General features: G+C 74.0%; 15 protein-coding genes. 7 read left to right on the forward strand and 8 right to left on the reverse strand.

What is annotated here, in order from left to right; genetic code table 11:
- Positions 1–84 precede the first annotated feature (84 nt).
- Both BLW47_RS17645 and BLW47_RS17650 read left to right on the forward strand, forming a co-directional pair.
- On the forward strand, positions 85–834 hold the full coding sequence (locus BLW47_RS17645; protein WP_342709426.1) for a TetR/AcrR family transcriptional regulator: 750 nt from the start codon (positions 85–87) through the stop codon (positions 832–834).
- Positions 831–1,124 carry a DUF4873 domain-containing protein gene (locus BLW47_RS17650; protein ID WP_091558596.1) on the forward strand — a complete coding sequence of 98 codons (294 nt, stop codon included), beginning with the start codon at positions 831–833 and terminating at the stop codon, positions 1,122–1,124. Before BLW47_RS17645 ends, BLW47_RS17650 begins: the two co-directional genes overlap by 4 nt.
- 15 nt (positions 1,125–1,139) lie before the next feature.
- Here BLW47_RS17650 and BLW47_RS17655 read toward each other — a convergent pair whose 3' ends face one another.
- The 7 genes from BLW47_RS17655 to BLW47_RS17685 form a co-directional block, all read right to left on the reverse strand.
- A complete protein-coding gene (locus BLW47_RS17655; RefSeq protein ID WP_091558599.1) occupies positions 1,140–1,760 on the reverse strand; it encodes an FMN reductase in 621 nt (206 codons plus the stop codon).
- Positions 1,757–2,869, reverse strand: coding sequence for an LLM class flavin-dependent oxidoreductase (locus BLW47_RS17660; protein ID WP_091558602.1), 1,113 nt, complete (start codon positions 2,867–2,869; stop codon positions 1,757–1,759). Before BLW47_RS17660 ends, BLW47_RS17655 begins: the two co-directional genes overlap by 4 nt.
- Positions 2,870–2,950: 81 nt before the next feature.
- Complete coding sequence (locus tag BLW47_RS17665) at positions 2,951–5,581, reverse strand: AMP-binding protein (RefSeq protein WP_245736719.1); 2,631 nt, start codon at positions 5,579–5,581, stop codon at positions 2,951–2,953.
- Between the two features lie 38 nt (positions 5,582–5,619).
- A complete protein-coding gene (locus BLW47_RS17670; protein ID WP_091558606.1) occupies positions 5,620–8,025 on the reverse strand; it encodes a hypothetical protein in 2,406 nt (801 codons plus the stop codon).
- A complete protein-coding gene (locus BLW47_RS17675) occupies positions 8,022–9,794 on the reverse strand; it encodes a hypothetical protein (protein ID WP_091558609.1) in 1,773 nt (590 codons plus the stop codon). The genes BLW47_RS17670 and BLW47_RS17675 overlap by 4 nt, the downstream gene beginning before the upstream one ends.
- Positions 9,791–11,104, reverse strand: coding sequence for an extracellular solute-binding protein (locus BLW47_RS17680; RefSeq protein WP_091558612.1), 1,314 nt, complete (start codon positions 11,102–11,104; stop codon positions 9,791–9,793). The genes BLW47_RS17675 and BLW47_RS17680 overlap by 4 nt, the downstream gene beginning before the upstream one ends.
- A complete protein-coding gene (locus tag BLW47_RS17685) occupies positions 11,101–11,739 on the reverse strand; it encodes an ATP-binding cassette domain-containing protein (RefSeq protein WP_175543680.1) in 639 nt (212 codons plus the stop codon). The genes BLW47_RS17680 and BLW47_RS17685 overlap by 4 nt, the downstream gene beginning before the upstream one ends.
- Positions 11,740–12,082: 343 nt before the next feature.
- Between BLW47_RS17685 and BLW47_RS17690 the strand changes: the two genes are divergently transcribed.
- The 4 genes from BLW47_RS17690 (at position 12,083) to BLW47_RS17705 (ending at position 15,336) form a co-directional block, all read left to right on the forward strand.
- A complete protein-coding gene (locus tag BLW47_RS17690) occupies positions 12,083–13,084 on the forward strand; it encodes a zinc-binding dehydrogenase (RefSeq protein ID WP_217634886.1) in 1,002 nt (333 codons plus the stop codon).
- A 170-nt stretch (positions 13,085–13,254) separates the two neighbouring features.
- On the forward strand, positions 13,255–13,602 hold the full coding sequence (locus BLW47_RS17695) for a DUF3147 family protein (RefSeq protein WP_139307345.1): 348 nt from the start codon (positions 13,255–13,257) through the stop codon (positions 13,600–13,602).
- A 100-nt stretch (positions 13,603–13,702) separates the two neighbouring features.
- Positions 13,703–14,065: a hypothetical protein gene (locus BLW47_RS17700; RefSeq protein WP_139307346.1), complete on the forward strand. Its 363-nt coding sequence runs from the start codon at positions 13,703–13,705 to the stop codon at positions 14,063–14,065.
- A gap of 101 nt (positions 14,066–14,166) precedes the next feature.
- Complete coding sequence (locus BLW47_RS17705; protein ID WP_091558848.1) at positions 14,167–15,336, forward strand: site-2 protease family protein; 1,170 nt, start codon at positions 14,167–14,169, stop codon at positions 15,334–15,336.
- 14 nt (positions 15,337–15,350) lie between these two features.
- Here BLW47_RS17705 and BLW47_RS17710 read toward each other — a convergent pair whose 3' ends face one another.
- The gene (locus tag BLW47_RS17710) at positions 15,351–16,742 is read right to left on the reverse strand and encodes a hypothetical protein (RefSeq protein ID WP_091558630.1); all 1,392 of its coding nucleotides are present in this window, start codon (positions 16,740–16,742) and stop codon (positions 15,351–15,353) included.
- A 75-nt stretch (positions 16,743–16,817) separates the two neighbouring features.
- Between BLW47_RS17710 and BLW47_RS17715 the strand changes: the two genes are divergently transcribed.
- Complete coding sequence (locus BLW47_RS17715; protein WP_175543681.1) at positions 16,818–17,600, forward strand: alpha/beta fold hydrolase; 783 nt, start codon at positions 16,818–16,820, stop codon at positions 17,598–17,600.
- Positions 17,601–17,720: the final 120 nt, after the last annotated feature.

The raw sequence follows: 17,720 nt of genomic DNA on the forward strand, positions 1-17,720 counted from the left end.
TCTCCTATGAACCGTCTGGTATTGACGTTACCGCTATTGACGTTACCGCTGGTAACTGTTACGAGTAGTAGCATGCAAGCGGACGTGACGGATGTCAATGGCCCCGATCGGGCCCATGTCAGTGGCCCCGATCGGGCCACCGGGGATACCGGCCGACCCGCCCCGGCGACCCCGCCCACCGGTGGAGGCGGCCGCAAGGCGCGCTGGGCCGCGCACCGCGAGCACCGCCGGGTGGAGCTGATCGGCGCGGCGATCCAGGCCGTCCTGGAGTACGGACCCGACGTCGACATGGACCAGGTCGCGTCGGCCGCCGGGGTCACCAAGCCGGTGCTCTACCGCTACTTCGCGGACAAGGCGCAGCTCTGGCTCGCGGTCGGCGAACATCTGGCGTCCGTCGTCATCGACGCGGTGACACCCGCGATCGAGAAGGTGCGCGAGGAGCGCGACGTCATCGAGGCCGCCATCGACGCGTACCTGGGGGTGCTGGAGACGCACCCCCGGCTCTACCGCTTCGTCATGCGGCAGTCGGAGTTCTCCGGCGTGCACCAGATGATCGTCGCCACCAGCCAGCAGGTGTCGGCGGGTCTGGCCCGGGTGATCGGCGACCGGCTGCGGTCGCTCGGTCTCGACGCCGGTCCGGCCGAGCCGTGGGCGTACGGCCTGGTGGGTTTCGTGCAGGCGGTCGGGGACTGGTGGGTGTCGCACGGGCAGCCGATCCGACGTGCCGCGCTCACCGACTACCTCACGACCCTGCTGTGGAGCGGCATCGACGGGGTACGCCGCACCGCCGACCTGCCGCGCACGTTCACCGACGCGGTAGGGGGGACCCGGTGAGTTACGACGGACCCGCGCTGATCGGCGCGACGCCGGTGCGGCTGCGGCTGGCCGGACGGTGGGAGCCGATCGACGGCCGCTACCACTGGGGTGGCCGCGTCGCGCCCGACCCGGCGATCGCCCAGCTCGTGCGGGCGGGGCGGCGCGACGTGCGGGTGACCATCGCCGACCGGTCCGCGCCGGCGCGGCTCGCCGAGGTCGACCCGTGGGGCGGCGTGCGGATCACCGGAGTGGGGACGCCGCCCTGGCCCGCGGAGGAGGAAGACGACGACGGCGCCGGTTCACCGTAGCGTCCACATCGGAGCCTAACGGCCGGGGAGCAGGTCCTCGAACGGGGTCGGGTTGTCGAACGGGTCGACCGGCTCGCCGGCCCGGCCCGCCGCGACCAGCGGCGCGAACTCGCCGGCCGCCCGTTCGATGCGCTCGCCCAGGGCCCGACTCGTCGCGCCGCCGCCGGCGCCCCAGTCCTCGGCGGCCGCGAACACCCCGGTCGGCACGACCAGCGCGCGCAGGTAACTGAACAACGGCCGCAGCGCGTGGTCCAGCACCAGCGAGTGTCGCGCCGTGCCGGCGGTCGCGGCGATGAGCACCGGCGCGCCGACCAGCGTGTCCTTGCCGAGCACGTCGAAGAAGGTCTTGAACAGGCCGCTGTACGAGGCGGTGAAGACCGGCGTCACGGCGATCAGCCCGTCGGCGCCGGCGACGGTGTCGATGGCGGCGCGCAGCGGCGGGGCCGGGAAACCGGTCAGCAGGTTGTCGGTCAGCTCGTGGGCGTGCCCGCGCAGCTCCACGACCTCGGTCCGCGGGGTGACGTCCCGGTCCCGCAGCGCGGCCTCGGTCGCGGCGGCGAGCCGGTCGGCCAGCAGTCGGGTCGCCGAGGGCTGGCTCAGGCCGGCGGTGACGACCGCGACGGTCCGCTCCGTCATCGGCCCGGTCCCGCCGTCGCCCCGCCGTTCGTCCCGGCCGAGGCCGCCGCCACCCGGCTGGCGTGGGTGGGCGCGTCCGGCACGTGCGCGGGCCTGCGGGCGGCGAACTCCTTGCGCAGCACCGGGACGACCTCTTCGCCGAGCAGGTCGAGCTGTTCGAGCACCGTCTTGAGCGGCAGTCCGGCGTGGTCCATCAGGAACAGCTGCCGCTGGTAGTCGCCGACGTACTCCCGGAACCCCAGGGTCCGGTCGATCACCTGCTGCGGGCTGCCCACGGTCAGCGGCGTCTGCGTCATGAAGTCCTCCAGCGACGGGCCGTGGCCGTAGACCGGCGCGTTGTCGAAGTAGGGCCGGAACTCCCGGACGGCGTCCTGGGAGTTGCGGCGCATGAACACCTGTCCGCCGAGGCCCACGATGGCCTGGTCGGGAGAGCCGTGGCCGTAGTGGGCGAAGCGGCGGCGGTACAGCTCGACCATCCGGCGGGTGTGCTCGGCGGGCCAGAAGATGTTGTTGTGGAAGAAGCCGTCACCGTAGTAGGCGGCCTGCTCGGCGATCTCGGGGCTGCGGATCGAGCCGTGCCACACGAACGGCGGCACGCCGTCGAGCGGCCGCGGGGTCGAGGTGAAGCCCTGCAGCGGGGTGCGGAACTTGCCTTCCCAGTCCACGACCTCTTCGTCCCAGAGCCGACGCAGCAGCGCGTAGTTCTCGATGGCCAGGGGGATGCCGTTGCGGATGTCCTGGCCGAACCACGGGTAGACCGGGCCGGTGTTGCCGCGGCCCATCATCAGGTCGACCCGGCCGTCGGCCAGGTGCTGCAGCATCGCGTAGTCCTCGGCGATCTTCACCGGGTCGTTCGTGGTGATCAGCGTCGTCGAGGTGGACAGGATCAGGCGCTCGGTCCGGGCGGCGAGGTAGCCGAGCATCGTCGTCGGGGACGACGGCACGAACGGCGGGTTGTGGTGCTCGCCGGTCGCGAAGACGTCCAGCCCGATCTCCTCGGCCTTGAGCGCGATGGTCACCATCGCCTTGATCCGCTCCGCCTCGCCCGGTGTCCGACCGGTTGTCGGATCCGGGGTGACGTCGCCGACGGTGAAGATCCCGAACTGCATGTGCGCTCCTCAGCTGTCCTTAACCCCATACATTAGTTGACGCGGCAACTAATGCGGCGGCGCACCGCCGGCCGGCCCGGATCACCCGCCCGCTGGGGAATTCCCGCCGCCGGCGACCGGAAACGACGTCCGTGCCCGGCGGACAACGCGGCCGGCCCGCTCACGCAGCGGGCGCAGCGCCGCGGACACCCGTGCGGCGGCGCTGGCGGCCACCCGGGCGTAGCCGATCCCGAGCGCCAGCGAGGCCAGCAGGGCCAACAGCTTCGAGTGCTCGTCGAGGCGCGGGTAGACCTGCCAGTGGACGAGATAGATGTAGAGCGAACTGCCGGCGAGCACGCCCGCCGCCCGGTTCAGCGCCGGCAGGCTCGGCAGGCTCGGCACCCAGACCAGCAGCCACAGCCCGGCGATGATGAGCGCTTCCCGCTCCGGCGCGCCGAAGAAGCTCGGCACGGTGGCCAGCACCGCCACGCTCACCGCCAACCGCTGCCACCGCTCGGTCGCCTTCCCCGCCGCCCAGCCCAGCGCGAACAGCCAGAAGACGACGACCGGCGAGGAGATCGGCACGTCGGGGCGAAGCCCGCCGATGTCGTAGCGGGCGACCAGCGCCGCCGTCATCAGGGCCATCGGCAACCCGAACGGGATGCGTCGCTCCAGCCGGTCCACGAACGGCAGCGCCATGACCGCGGCCAGGGTCAGCAGGATGGCGACCAGCGCCTCGATGAACCAGAAGTGCCATTCCGAACGGCCGTCGCGGGGCCCGAGAACGTGGTTCAGGAGGAACACGTTCGTCAGTCGATAGTCGTCGGTGGCCAGCAGTGCCAGGGCGATCCAGGTCATGCTGGGCACCGCGATCCGCGCCACGCTGCCCGCGACGTGCCGGACCCGCTGCCGCCGCTTCGCGTCGGTGAGGTGGAACCGGGCGAAGTTGAAGCCCGCGAGACCGAGCAGCACGTGCGCGCCGCCCTTGATCGTGAACAGCGGGATGTGCGAGCCGACGATGAGCACGATCGCGACGGCGCGCAACGCGACACTGGTCTCCAGCGCCCGACCTCGGGTGCGCGCGGGGCGCGGCGGCTGGCGCAGCTCGCGGATCGGCAGCGCGTGCCAACCGACGGGCAGCCGGCCGAGCGCCTGTTCGAGGCGGAGCGACATCTCCACATACGACAGCGAGTCGCCGCCCAGGCTGACGAAGCTGCTGTCCGGGGTGACATCGTCGCGGTCGAGCAGCTCGGCGTAGAGCCGGCACAGGTCGACCGGGCCGGGCGCGGGTGCCGGCGTGGACCGGGGCGCAGGCGCTCCGGCGGTGCGGGCGAGCTCCCGTACGGCGACGTGGTCCGGCTTGCCGGTGGGCAGCCGGGGCAGTTCGGTGACGAAGCAGACCCGTACCGCCCGGGCCGGCGCCCCGCACTCGCCGACCACCAGCCGTCGGACCCGACCGACGTCGCCGTCACCCCCCTGGACCGCCACGATCAGCTCGTCGTCCGCCCCGACACAGCACGTCGTCAGGCCGTGCCGGTCGAGCGCCGCCTCGACGCGCTGCGGATCGATCCGCACCCCGAGAATCTTCGCGAACCGGCTCCGACGCCCGATCAGCTCATACAACCCGTCCGGGGTGCGCCGCGCGATGTCCCCGGTGCGCAGCTCGTCGACCGTGCGGCCCAACCCCAGGTCCGCACGCGTCTCGGCGTACCCGAGCATCACGTTGGGCCCGGTGTAGACGAGCTCGCCGGCCTCCGGGTCGGGGTGGTCCGGCAGCGGCGCCAGCCGGAAGGCGCCGCCCGGCACCGGCACGCCGATCGCCTCCGGATGCGAGGCCGCGAGCTCCGGTGGCAGGTACGCCATCCGCGCGGTCGCCTCCGTCTGCCCGTACATCACGAACAGGTCCCAGCCGTCCCGCCGGCCGACCGTCGCCCAGTGCCGGACCCGGTCGGGCGCGAGCCGGCCGCCGGCCTGGGTGACGTAGCGCAGGTGCGGCAGCCGCATGGCGGCGAAGCCGACCCGGTCGAGCAGCTCGAAGGTGTACGGCACGCCGGCGAACGTTGTGCCCCGCCGATCCCGGAACAGCTCCCAGAAGCACGCGTCGGCCACGGACAGCTCGGTCAGGATCAGGCCGGCGCCGCGCGCCAGGTGGCTGTTGATGACGGACAGGCCGTAGCAGTAGTGCATCGGCAGCGTCGTCGCGGCGCGGTCGCCGGGCCGGATGTCGAGGTATTCCGCGATCGCCTCCGCGTTGGCCCGCACATTGTCGTACGAGACCCGGACCAGCTTGGGTGAGCCCGTCGACCCGGAGGTGCTCAACAGCAGCGCGAGGTCGGGGTGCAGGGCGTGCGTGGAGATCGCGCGTCGCTCGTCGACCTGCCACCGGCCGTCCGTCGGCCCCGCGACGACGTCCGGGTCGTACGCCGCGATGAGGGATTCCATGGCGGCGGGGTTGTCCCCGGGGACCAGCAGCACGGGGTGCCCCGCGGCCAGCGCCGCGAGGTACACCACGACGGCGTCGACCGTGTTCGCCCCGGCCAGCAGCACCAGCCGTCGGTGCCGGCCGAGGCGCTGCGCGGTGTCGGCGACCCGCGCCGCGAGCGCGCGATAGGACATCTCACCGTCGGCCGTGATGATCGCCGGTCGGTCGCCGTGTCCGGCCAGGTCGCGCGCGAAGGGCACGGTCGCGGTGTCCGGGAGCAGGTCCGGGAGCAGGTCAGGGAGGGGTGCCACGGCCACACCCTAAAGTAAGGCTAGCCTTACCCGCACCCTCACCCCACCTCCGCCGGCGGCGGCTCGCCGGACGGGTGCGGCGCGCGCAGCTGGCGCGAGTCCGCCGCGGCCGCGCCCGCCGCGTCCCCCACCGCCTCGCACACCCCGGCGGCGTCCGCCCAGTGCCGCCGCGCCTCGTCGACGCGGCCCAGCGCGTGCGCCGCGTCGCCCAGATACAGCAGTGTCCGGCCGAGCCCCGCGGTCGGACGCCACTGCTCCCGCAGCCGCCGCGCCTCGACCAGCAGGTCGTACGCCTGCTTCGCGTGGGACGGTGCCGTGGTCACGAGCGTCGCCGCCGCGTTGAGCAGCGCGGCGGCCCGCCCGCCCAGGTCCGGCACCCGCTCGTACTCGCCCAGCGCGGCCCGCCAGGCCTGCGTCGCGTCGAGGTGCTCGCCGAGGCGGGAGTGGACGAGGGTCAGGTTGGTCAGCGCGGCGGCGTACCCGCGGGCCTCGCCGAGGGAGCGGAACGTGTTGGCCGCCCGGACCAGATGGTGATGCGCGGTCTCCGGCTCGTCGCGGGCCAGGTGGGCGGCGCCGAGCGCCAGGTCGGTGAGGGCCTGCCCCGACCGGTCGGCGCTCGACCGATGCCGCCGCGACAGCTCCAGGTGCTCGATCGCGTCGTCGACCTGGCCGAGGTCCAACAGGGCGAGCCCCAGGTTCATCCGGGCCTGCGCGGTGCGCCGCCGCCCCCGCTCGGCGACGGCCAGGGTCAGGGCCGCCGCGGCGCCCCGGGGGTCGTGCTGGCGCCGCCGCAGCACGCCCAGTTCGTTGTGCGCCCAGCCGGCGATCTCCGGGCGGTCCTCCGCGGTCGGGGTGGCCAGCACGAGCCGGCACACCTCGGCCCACTCCTCGAGCCGGTCCTCGTGCGCGTACCAGCCGCAGACCGCCACCGCGAGCCGGAACCACCATCGCCGCAGCCGCCGCGGCAGCGCCTCCGAGGAACCGGCCGGGGTCCGCACGACAGCCAGCAGCAGCTCCTGGTTCAGCTCGAACCAGCCGGACGGATCGTCGTCGAGGGGCAGCGCCTGTTCCCGCCCGGCGAGCGCGGCCGCCGCCGTCAGGCTCGCGGCGTGTCGTTCGGCACGGCGCGCCAGGTGCCGGGTGAGCCGCGTCTGCGCGGCGATCCGGCCGTGGTGGGTGTCGCCGTCGCGCAGGTGCAGCCGGGCGTACGCGGTCAGCAGCGGGCGGAGCTCGTACCGGTCCCCGGGCGCGCCCACCACGAACGCGCCGGTGGCCAACTCGTCGAGCAGCCTCGCGACGCGGTCGGGACGTCGTCGGGCCAGCGCCGCGATCGCCGTCCGGTCCAGCGGGGCCGGCCCCAGCGACATCAGCCGGTACAGCCGCCGGGCCCCGCGGGACAACGCGCGGTACGCCGTGTCCCGTTCGGTGAGCAGCCGCACCGCCGGGGACAGGGCCACCCGTTGGTGCGGCGGCGCCTCGATGGCACGGCGCAACCGCTCCCGCAGGTCGGTGGAGCGCCAGCCGTGCCGGGCGCTGAGGTAGCCCAGGGCGCGGATGGTGCGGGGCTGGCGACCGCACAGCTCCGCGATCTCCCGCACCGCCGGATCGGTCCGCGGATTCGGCCGCCGCGTCCACGCCCCCGGCGCCGCCCGGCCGGCATCGGCGAACAGCTCCACCGCGTCGTCCGGGTCGGGCTCGCTCAACCAGTGCGCCCGCACTCCATCCAGCCGGGTCAGCGCCGGGGCGCCGGCGAGCAGCAACCGGCAGGTGCGGGCGGTCGGCGGCAGCAGCGGCCGCACCTGCGCCGGGTCGTCCACGTTGTCCAGCACCAGCAGCATGCGCCTGCCGTCGAGGTATCCGCGCAGCGCGTCGGCCGCCTCGGCGAGGCCGTCCGGCCGACCGGACCGGGGCGGCGTGGTGCCCAGGATGCGGGCCAGGGCCGTGAGGGTCCCGTACGCCGAGCGCGGTCGGTCGCGGCCGCGCAGGTCGAGGTAGAACTGGCCCTCCGGGAACTCGTCGCGGCACGCGTTGGCGGCCTGGAGAGCGCAGGACGAGGTGCCCACACCGCGGCGGCCCACCACGGCGACGGCGTGGTCGTACCGGACGGCGCGGACGATCGCGGCGACGTCGTCGACGCGGCCGGTGAAGCCGGACAGGTACGGCAGCGTGGGCGCGCCGGTGGACGGCACGGCGACGATGTCGACCGGGTCGGTGGTGGTGTCCCGCTCGGCCCGGCGTCGCCGCACCTCGAACACCGCGGAGGCGACGCCGCCGAGAACGGCCACCACGATGGTCGCCGGCCCCAGCACGGTGCGCGCCAGATCGGAGAGCAGACCGCTGACCATGTTGGCCACGATCCCGCCGATCAGCGTGCTGAGCGCCAGCAGCACCGGCCAGCGCGACGGCCGGCCGAAGCGCCCGCCCGGCGCCCCCGGCCTGGTCACCGGAGCCCCCCGGAGACCAGGCCGGCGATGACGTGCCGGCGGGCGAGCACGACCAGCAGCACGGGCAGGATCGAGGCGAGCACGGAGGCGGCGGCCAGCGCGCCGCTGTTGGCGACGAACTGTCGGGCCTGCCCGTAGAGGAACAGGCCCAGCGGCGCCGCGTCGGAGCCGCTGAACAGCAGTCCGACGACCAGATCGTTCCAGACCTGCACGAACTCGAGCACGGCCACCGCGATCAGGGCGGGCACGTTGGGCCGCGCGAGACGCCGGGCGCGACCCCACCACCGCCGCCCGTCCACGCGGGGGCGGCGGACCTGCTCCGGCGACAGGTCGGCGAAGGAGTTGCGCAGCACCAGCACCGCGAAGGGCACCCCCAGGGCGATGTGCACCAGCGCGAGACCGCGGGTGGTGCCGGCGGAGAGCGCCACGCCGAGGACCTCGTTGACCGGTCCCGCGATCACCTGGATGGGGACGATCGCGGCGAACATCAGCAGCACACCGGTGACCTGCGCGGGCGGGCCGGCCACGCCGGCGAGCGGGTACGCGGCGAGCACGGCGACGATCAGCACGGCCACGGTGACCGCGGCGGCGAGCAGCAACGTGAAGCCGAACGACCGCAGCAGTTCCACGTTGCCCAGCACCTCCGCGTAGGAGTTCAGCCGGGGCCGCGCCTCCCACCAGCCCCGGGCGGCGGCGTCCCCCGGCGCGTGCAGCGAGGTCGCCGCGAGCACGCCGAGCGGCACCAGCCAGGCGATCGCGGCGGCGCCCGCGGCGAGCCGGGGCAGACGCCGCGGCGGCGCGGGCCGGGGCGCCGGCGGCACCGGGTGCGAACGGCGTGGCGGCGGCCACCCCTGCCGGACGAAGAGCGCGGCGCCGAGCACGCCCACGGCCACCGCCGCCAGCCAGATCACGCCGAGCGCGGCGCCCGGGCCGCTCGTCGTGCCGCCGGAGGTCTGCCAGACCCGCAGCGCGAGCACGGACGCCTCGTCGCGCACCGAGCCGGGAGTCATGACCAGGATCAGGTCGAAGGTCCGGGCGGTCGCGAGGGCGACGAGGGTGAAGACCACGGCCGCGGTACGCAGCAGCAGGGGCCGCCACTGCGCGTCCCAGAGGACGTCCCAGCGGGTGCCGCCGAAGGCGCGCACCGCGTCGGACAGGCTCGGGGGAAGGGCGTCGAGCGCGGCCCGGAACAGCAGCACCGCCAACCCGACCCAGGCCCACACGAACGCCGACATCAACGAGACCGTGACCAGGGCGGGGCCCAGGAACTGGGGGGCCTGCCCGCCGGTCGGGGCGAGCAGCCCACCGGCGAGCAGCGTCACCAGGCCGCGCGCCGGGTCCGGGTCGTAGACGAGCCGGAACGTCACGCCGGTGACCACCAGCGGGATCCCGATCGGCACCACGAGGATGAGGCGGACCAGCCAGCCCTCCTGGGAGCGCCGGGAGGCCGTCGCGAGCAGGTACCCGAGCGCGGTGACGACCGCGGGCACCAGCAGCGCCCAGACCAGTGTGCGCGCGACCACCGCGCCGGCGCCGGGCTCGCCGAGCGCGGCCTGGAAATGCGCCAACCCGACGAACCGGCCGTCGCCAGCGGTGACGCTGGCGTGCAGGGTCCGCAGCACGGGCCAGAGTACGAGGCCGCCGAGCAGCAGCAGCGCCGGCAGCAGCAGCACGGAGGTGGCGGCGGCTGCGGGGTGCGCACGCCCCCGCCGCGCCGGCCCGACGTCGTCGATCACCACGACCTCACCGAGGACCCGGGCGTCGGTCATCGCGGGCTCCGGGCGTGCCGGGCCGCGCGATCGAGTTGCGCGGTGGTGCGATCGACGGCGCCGCGGACCCGTCCGCCGGTCACGTCGGCGAAGAAGTCCTGCATGATCTGCCAGATCCCGACCCCGTCGGCGCCGGTGAACGGAGCACGCAGCCGGTCGGACAGATCGAAGCGCAGGTCGGTGGCGTTGAGGATCTCCCGGGCGAGCCCGGCGCGCAGCCGGTCGCGGTACTCCGCGGGTGACACCGCCAGGTTGGGGGAGAGGTAGCCGCCCGCCCGCACCCACGGCTGGAAGGCGTCCGGGCCGGTGAGCCACGTGACGAGGTCGGTGCCGGTGCGGGAGCCGGCGAGCACCACGGCCACGTCACCGCCGATCACCAGCGGCCGGTCGCGCCTCTCGTCGGGCACGTCCGGGTCGGCGGGAGCATCCGGGAACCGGGACGGGGTGAGCGGCTCGTCGCCACGGCGGAACCGTCGTGCGACTCCGTCGACGAAATCCGCCTCGAACACCATCGCGGCCCGCCGCCGCGCCACCACCTGGATGACCGACTCCTCGTGCTGGGTCAGCAGCGCCCGGCGCCCGCCGTCCGGGAACGCGCCGTCCACGCTCCACAGCTCGGCGAGCCGGTCGAGCGCGGCGCGCACGGCCGGCCCGCGCCAGTCCGCACCCGCCCCGGCCAGCGCGTCGTACGTGTCGGGCTGCGCCACGTCCGCGAGGACATTCTCGAACCAGTCGGTGAGGACCCAGCCGTCGGCCGCCCCGATCGACAGCGGCGCCGGGCCGCCCGACCGGCGGGCCGCACGGGCCAGCTCCTTCGTCGCGGTCAGCAGCTCGCCCCAGGTTCGCGGAGCGGCTGGCGCCAGCGACGGGAGACGCCACAGCAGCGACTTGTGCGCGGCCTTGACCCAGAGGCCGTAGAGCCTGCCGCGGTGGCGCAGCAGCCGGCGGAGCTTCGTCGGAAACCGGGTGGCGAGCGTGCCGTCCAGCTCGGCCAGCCAGCCGCGCCCCGCGTACTCGGTGAGCAGTCCGGGCCGCGACAGGATCGCGACGTCGGGGCTGGTGCCCGCGAGTTGCCGGGCCCGCAGGAACGCGTCGATGTCGTCGCCGGCGCTGAGGACGTGGACCGGTTGGCCGTAACCGCGGAGGACCTCTCGGAAGCGTTGCAGCTCCGCCCCGCTCCAGACGACCGCCACCTGCGTGGACGGCACACCGTCGCCGCAGCCGACGAGGGTCTGCGCGGTGGACGCGGCGGTCGCCGCCGCGGCGATCCGCAGCATGGCGCGGCGGGAGACTCCGCCGCGCACAGTCATCCGGACCCCGTCGCGGGCCGTCCGGTCACCTCGACCGTGACCTGGGCGGAGATCTCCCCCAGCAGGGCGGGATCGGCCGAGCAGACCAGCGCCGCGACGCCGGCCGAGTCCGGCGGGGCCACCCGCGGCAGCAGCTCGGTCAGCCGGTCCGTGCCGCCGGCGGTGACGGGCAGGTCGATGACGAGCACCTCGGGCAGGCACGCCGCGGCACGCGCCAGCGCGGCCCGGAACCGTTGCGCGTCGGAGAGCAGGTGCGGACGCAGTCCGAGGGTCGGGCCCAGCTCCAGGCGCTCGATCACCGTCGCCAGCCAGTCGTGTGCGACGGCGTGCACCCGGGCGCGCTTGAGCTGGCCGTACTCGATGTTCTTCCGCACGGTCAGGTGGGGCAGCAGCGCGGCGCCGGCCGGGACGTATCCGATCTGCCGTTTCGGCGGTGGGAGGTCTGTGACATCCCGTTCGCCGACCCGGATCCGGCCCGACAGCGGAGCGGTGAGCCCCGCGGTCACCCGGGCCACCGTGGTGCCGATCGCCGGCGGTGCCACCAGCGCCATTGCGTCGCCCGCCGCCACCCGGAGCGTGACCGGCTCCATTGCCGCGGCGACTGTCAACCCGTCCAGCTGTAACGTCGCGATCACCTCCGGTGGTGGCGAGCGATATTAACAACCGTGCCATGTGTCGGCAATTGCAGTCACGGCCCATCGTCGTCTGTGGACGGTGCTGTTACCGCCGCGCGGTCAAACTGCTATTTCGGTAATAGACGTGCGCATTGGACGTTGATCTCGATGATTGGCGTACCGGCGGACCATGCGCTGATTTCCCGTGGCGGTCCGGGTGGAAGGCGGTGGCGTCGTTGGGAGCGCCGCGTAGGCTCCGGAATGCCCGCGGCCCGCCAGCGTCTGCGATCCGAGACGCTGACGGGGAAGCGAGATGCGGGTGAGGAACCGAGTTGCTGGCGAGGAAGGACGCGCGGTGGCGGAGATGTTGGCGGGACGGCTGCACGTGCGGAACCGGCGATTCGCGCTGGAGACGGTCCCGGTGCCGGCGCCCGGACGCCGACAGGTCCGGATCAAGGTAGCCGCGGCCGGGGTCTGCCTGTCGGACGTGCACCTCATCGACGGCACGCTCACGCCCCGGCTGCTGCCGGGCGATGTCGTGACGCTCGGGCACGAGATCGCGGGCACGATCGACGCGCTCGGCGAGGACGTCGACGACTGGAAGCCGGGACAGCGGGTGCTGTTGCAGGCCGGGGAGCGGGACCGGCGGGGCACGGTGTACACCCGCGGCGTCGACTACGACGGCGGCTGGGCGGAGTACGCGCTGGCCTCCGAGCAGACCCTGGTGGCGATCCCCGACGACCTCCCCTTCGAGCAGGCCTGCATCATTCCGGACGCGGTCTCCACCCCGTGGGCCGCGGTCACCGCGACCGCCCGGACCGCGCCCGGCGAGGCGGTCGGGGTCTGGGGAGTGGGCGGCCTGGGCGCGCACGCCGTGCAGTTGCTGAGGCTGGTCGGCGCCGCGCCGGTGATCGCGGTGGACCCGCTGCCCGCCGCGCGCCAGCGGGCGCTCACCCTCGGGGCCGACGCCGCGCTCGACCCCGGCGACCCCGGTTTTCGCGACGCCCTGCTGGGGCTCACCGGCGGCGGTCTCGAGGTGGCATTCGACTTCGCGGGTGTGCCGGCCGTGCGGGACCAGGCGTTGACGCTGCTCGCCCGCAAGGGGCGGCTGGTGCTGGCCGGCATCGCCAACCGGCCCGTCACGATCGGCTCCGACGCCCCGTTCAACTACCTGCAGCAGTCGGTGCTCGGGCACTACGGTTCCGACCCCGAGCACGTCGAGCAGCTCGTCGCGCTCGCCCGGCAGCGCCGGCTCGATCTGGCCCCCTCGATCAGCGGCGTGCTGCCGCTGGCCGAGGCCGAGCAGGCGGTGCGGCGGCTGCAGACCAAGCAGGGCGACCCGATCCGGCTCATCCTGCGGCCGTAACGCTCCTGCCCGAACGCTCCGTGCCCGCGGTACCGTCGCGCCCCACGCGTCACGTGACGGGATGCGCCGCGGCGGCGTCGCGCGGTGTTTACCCGCCGGCTGCCCGGGGATACGTCCTGCTGTCCACGCACCCGTCGGGGCGCGTCGAGCGGGAAAGAGGGTTCGCGTCCATGGGCCCAGTAGTCATCGAAGTGGCGGTGAAAGCCCTGGCCGGCGGCGTGTTCGTGCTGGCGTTCGCCGCGTTGGTTCGGGCGCTGCCCCCCACGTGGTTCGCCGGGATGTTCTCGGCCGCGCCGTCGGTGGCGCTGGGCAGCCTGCTGACGACAGTGGCGTTCGACGGCGCCGCCGAAGCCGCGGCGTCGGCGCGCGGCATGCAGATCGGCGCCGTCGCGTTCACCGTCTATTGTCTCGTCGCGGCGCCCATGCTGCGGCGGTGGGGCGCCTACCGGGGGTCGTGGATCGCTCTGGTGGTCTGGGCGTCCGTCGCGGTCGTCGGATACCTGGTGGTGCCGTACTGATCGCGGCAGCGGACCCGTGGAGCGCCGCCGCGGTGATCGCCGGGGGCGGCGGCCGGGCTCGGTCGGGACGCCCCGCGTCGCACCGGCAACGCCGGGCTGGTTGATCCGGTTCAGCTTCGGCGCCGGGGTGTCGGGTCTCGCCGGTGCGGTCTCCGCGCTGACCGTGCCCCGGCTGGGTGGGGTGTTCCTGGCGTTTCCCGCGATCCTGTTGGCCAGCCTCACGCTTCGTTCCCGGGATGAGGGCGTGCGTCCCGGGCACAACACCCATGGGGCGGCGGCGGGCGCTCTCGGCCTGTTCGCCTTCGCCGTCGTCGCCGCCGCGACGCTCACCCGGTGGCCGGTCTGGCTGGCGATGACGGCGGCATCGGCGTCGTGGGTGATCGTGGGACTTGGCGGTGACCTCATCGTCACGCGACGCGGCCTCGGCAAGGGTGAGCCGCCGGCGCACCGTCGCGAAAGGTAGTGGTCCGTCGACACGCGCGCTTCCGCGCGGTCATATCCACCACGACCGCGGGTAGGCGCACGGATGGCGACGGCAACGGACGGGTACGGGGGGTGGGGCGGGTGCGTGCCAACGTGCGACTCGGCAGGGTGGCCGGAATCGAGATCAGCGCGAACGTGGGAGCGCTCGTCATCGTCCTGCTCGTCGGGCTCGGGCTCGCCGGCGGCCAGTTCCCGCAGCAGTATCCCGGGCGGCCGTTCCTGGTGTACGCGTCCGCCGGCCTGATCGCCGGTCTCCTGATCACCGCGTCGATCCTGATCCACGAGCTCGCCCACGCGCTCGTCGCCCGGGGCGCCGGTATCGACGTCGAGGGCATCACGCTGTGGCTGCTCGGCGGCGTCGCCCGGCTGCGCGGTGAGCCGCGCAGTCCCGCCGCCGAGCTCGCCGTGGCGCTGGTGGGGCCGCTGACCAGCCTCGCGCTCGGGGGTGTCTTCGCTGCGGCGGCGTTCGCCGTCCGGGCCGCCACCGGCGGCGGCCTCGCCGTCGCCACGCTCGGCTACCTGGCCGGCGCCAACGTGCTGCTCGCGCTCTTCAATCTGGTGCCCGCCGCCCCGCTCGACGGTGGGCGGGTGCTGCGCGGGGTGCTGTGGTGGCGCAGCGGTGACCGCGACCGCGCCGCGATCTCGGCGGCGCGCGCCGGACGGGTGTTCGGGATCGGGCTGATCATCCTCGGCTTCGCCCAGCTCCTGCTGCTGCGCGGTTTCGGCGGGCTGTGGCTGGCGCTGATCGGGTGGTTCCTGGTCCACGCGGCCTCCGCCGAGGAGAACCAGGTGCGGCTCGGGCAGCGACTGAGCGGGGTACGGGTGCGCGACGTGATGTCCGCGTCGGCGGTGACGGCACCCGCCGAGGCGAAGGTGTCGGAGTTCATCGACGACGTCGTGCTCCGGCAGCCGTACTCGACGTATCCGCTGGTCGACGACGAGGGACGGTTGACCGGCCTGGTGACGCTCAACCGGATCCGCGCGCTGCCGCTGGACCGCCGCGCCGAGACCCGGCTGGCCGACATCGCCTGCCCGCCCCCGGAGGTACCGACGGCCGCCCCCGACGACGCCGTCACGGACCTGCTGCCGCGGATCGACGGCTGCACCGACGGCCGGGCGGTGGCGCTCGACGAAGACCGGCGGGTCGTCGGCGTGGTCTCGCCGCGCGACGTCGCCCGGCTCGCCTCCGCCGCCGAGTTCCGGACGCCGCAGTCCCTGCAGGGCGCCGACCTGGCCACCACGCGGGTGTGACCGGCGGGCGGGCGCTAGTTCGCGTCGACGACCGATGCGGGATATCGGTCACGACTGTCCGTGAGGAACGCGTCGAACATCCGCATCGGCAGCGGGTCGGCCGGCGGGCATCGGTCGGGCACGCGCCGACAGCGGTGATAGCGGAAGAGGTTCGCGAGGTCGCTGGGGTAGCGGCGGACGTCCACGCCGGCGAAGGTGCCGCTCACCCGTGCCCGCTGCAGCAGCGCGCGCCACTGGTCGACGGTGACCAGACCGACCGACTCGACACCGTGGCAGAACAGTGCCAGGTGGATGCCGTCGTAGCCGTCCGACCGGTCGAGGTACCGCGCGAGCGCGTCGGCGGAGCTCTGTACCGGGAACACGCTCCAGTACGGCACGGCGCCGGTGAGCAGGGTCCGCCGTGGATCGAGCAATATGAACGAGTCGACCAGGAGTTGATCGGCGGGTAGCCCCCGCTCGCGATACCACCAGCGGTACAGGTCGGCGACGAGCGGGCTGAGATCCTCGGGGTCCTCGAAGACCAGCCGGCGGACGCGGTAGCCGTGCCGGCGGGCGAACGCGATCACGTCGTCACGCAGCGCCGGCTCGAACCCCCACTCGGCCTCCGGGCTCTCCCCGTCCGACTCCGGGACGTCCCAGCGCTGGCGCGCGATCCCGTAGCGCCGCAGGTACGCGGCGACGCGCGGCCCCCCGGCGCGGTATTCGGCCGGTTCCAGGCCGCCGACGGCGCCGAACTGGAAGACGTGCCGCTCTCCGACCCGCGTCGTGGGCCAGCGTCGCGTGCACTCGGCGATGAACAGGACGGCGCCGGGATCGAGGCTGTCGACGAGGAACCGTTGGTACGCCGGGCCGAGCCGGGTGCGCTTCACGCGGAAGTACGCCATCCGCCGTGACGTGAGCCGGTCCTGGTTGGGATCGTGCATGTGGTGCAGCACGAGGTCCGGGTTGCGGTCGAGCAGTCTCCGGGCGGTCTCGTCGAAGGCGTGCACGGCCCGCATCGGTTCGTCGGGGGGCACCCGACGCTGGCGTAGCGGCAGCAGGACGGTCTGCGGCAGCCAAGGAATGCCGAGAGCGGCGCACAGGTGCATCAGAGCGCCGTTGGAGGAGCCGAGCATGACCGCCGGATACCGCCGGCGCGGATAGAGCCGGACGATCGAGGTCGCGATCTCCTCGAAAGCCACCGCGGCGAGCCGCCGCGGTGGCCGCGCCTCAGCGGCGCTCGCGGCGCTGTAGATCGACTCCCGCAGCCGGACCGGGAGCCGGTTGGCGGCGGCGGCGAGCGGGAGCAGGGCGCGCGCGGTCGGGGCGCCGAGCGGCGCCGTGTGGCGACCGTGCAGAAACCGAGCGATCGCGGTGGTCATGGCGGTGGCCGAGTCGAAGCTCGCCACGTCGCGGGAGAGTGTCATGCCTCCTCCGCCACCGGTCGTACCCTCCGACTCGATTGCTATGCCGGGACGGGCCAGACGTGGGTAAGCGACGGCGTGGGGCAGAAGAACGAGGACTACGCGCCGCCGTTTCCGACCGACGTCACGACCTCCTTCCACGACGGGCCGCTGGGGCGGATGCGCAGCCGGTCGGTGGGCCGGCCGCGGCCGGGCGCACCCGAAGTGGCGCTCGTGCAGGGCATGGGCGTCGCCGACTACCTCATGCCGGGGCTGGGCGCCTTCGGCGGATGGACCCGGGCGCACCTGGTCGAGTTGCCCGGCTTCGCCGGCAGCGGTGACCCGCCGCACGAGCTCACCGTGTCGGAGTTCGGCCGGGCGGTCGCCGGCTGGCTCACCGCCCGGCGGCTCGACGGCGTGGTGCTGATCGGCCATTCCAGCGGCAGCCAGGTCGCCGCCGAGGCCGCGGTGGGACAAGGCGGGGTGCGGGGCCTCGTCCTGGCCAGCCCGACGATAGATCCCGTGGCCCGAGGCCTTGGCCGGCTGTTCCTGCGGTGGCGCTGGGACGGGCGCCGGGAGCCGCCCGGATTGAGCCGGTCGCACCGCCCCGAATGGAAACGGGCGGGACTGCGCCGGCTCGCGCATCTGGTACGCGCGCACCTCGATCACACCATCGAGGAGCCGCTGGCCCGGCTGACCATTCCGTTGCTGGTCATGCGGGGGCGCGACGACGTGATCAGCACGCGTGGCTGGGGGCAGCGGTTGGCGACGTTGTCGCCCGCCGGTGAGTACGTCGAACAGCCCGGGGCCCATACCTTCCCGTGGCGTGATCCGCACGCCTGGTCCGGCCCGGTGCGCCGCTTCGCCGCCTCGGTCAGCTGACACCGTCGACGAGAAGTCCCGTGCCTCTTCCCTCAAGTCGTTCATCCGTACGCCGATGGACGCGCGAGACGAATCGTCGCGTCACGAGGTGAATCGGTCATGACAACAGGTACGGCGTCG

The organism is Micromonospora pattaloongensis (assembly GCF_900107255.1).
GTDB classification, from domain to species: domain Bacteria; phylum Actinomycetota; class Actinomycetes; order Mycobacteriales; family Micromonosporaceae; genus Micromonospora_I; species Micromonospora_I pattaloongensis.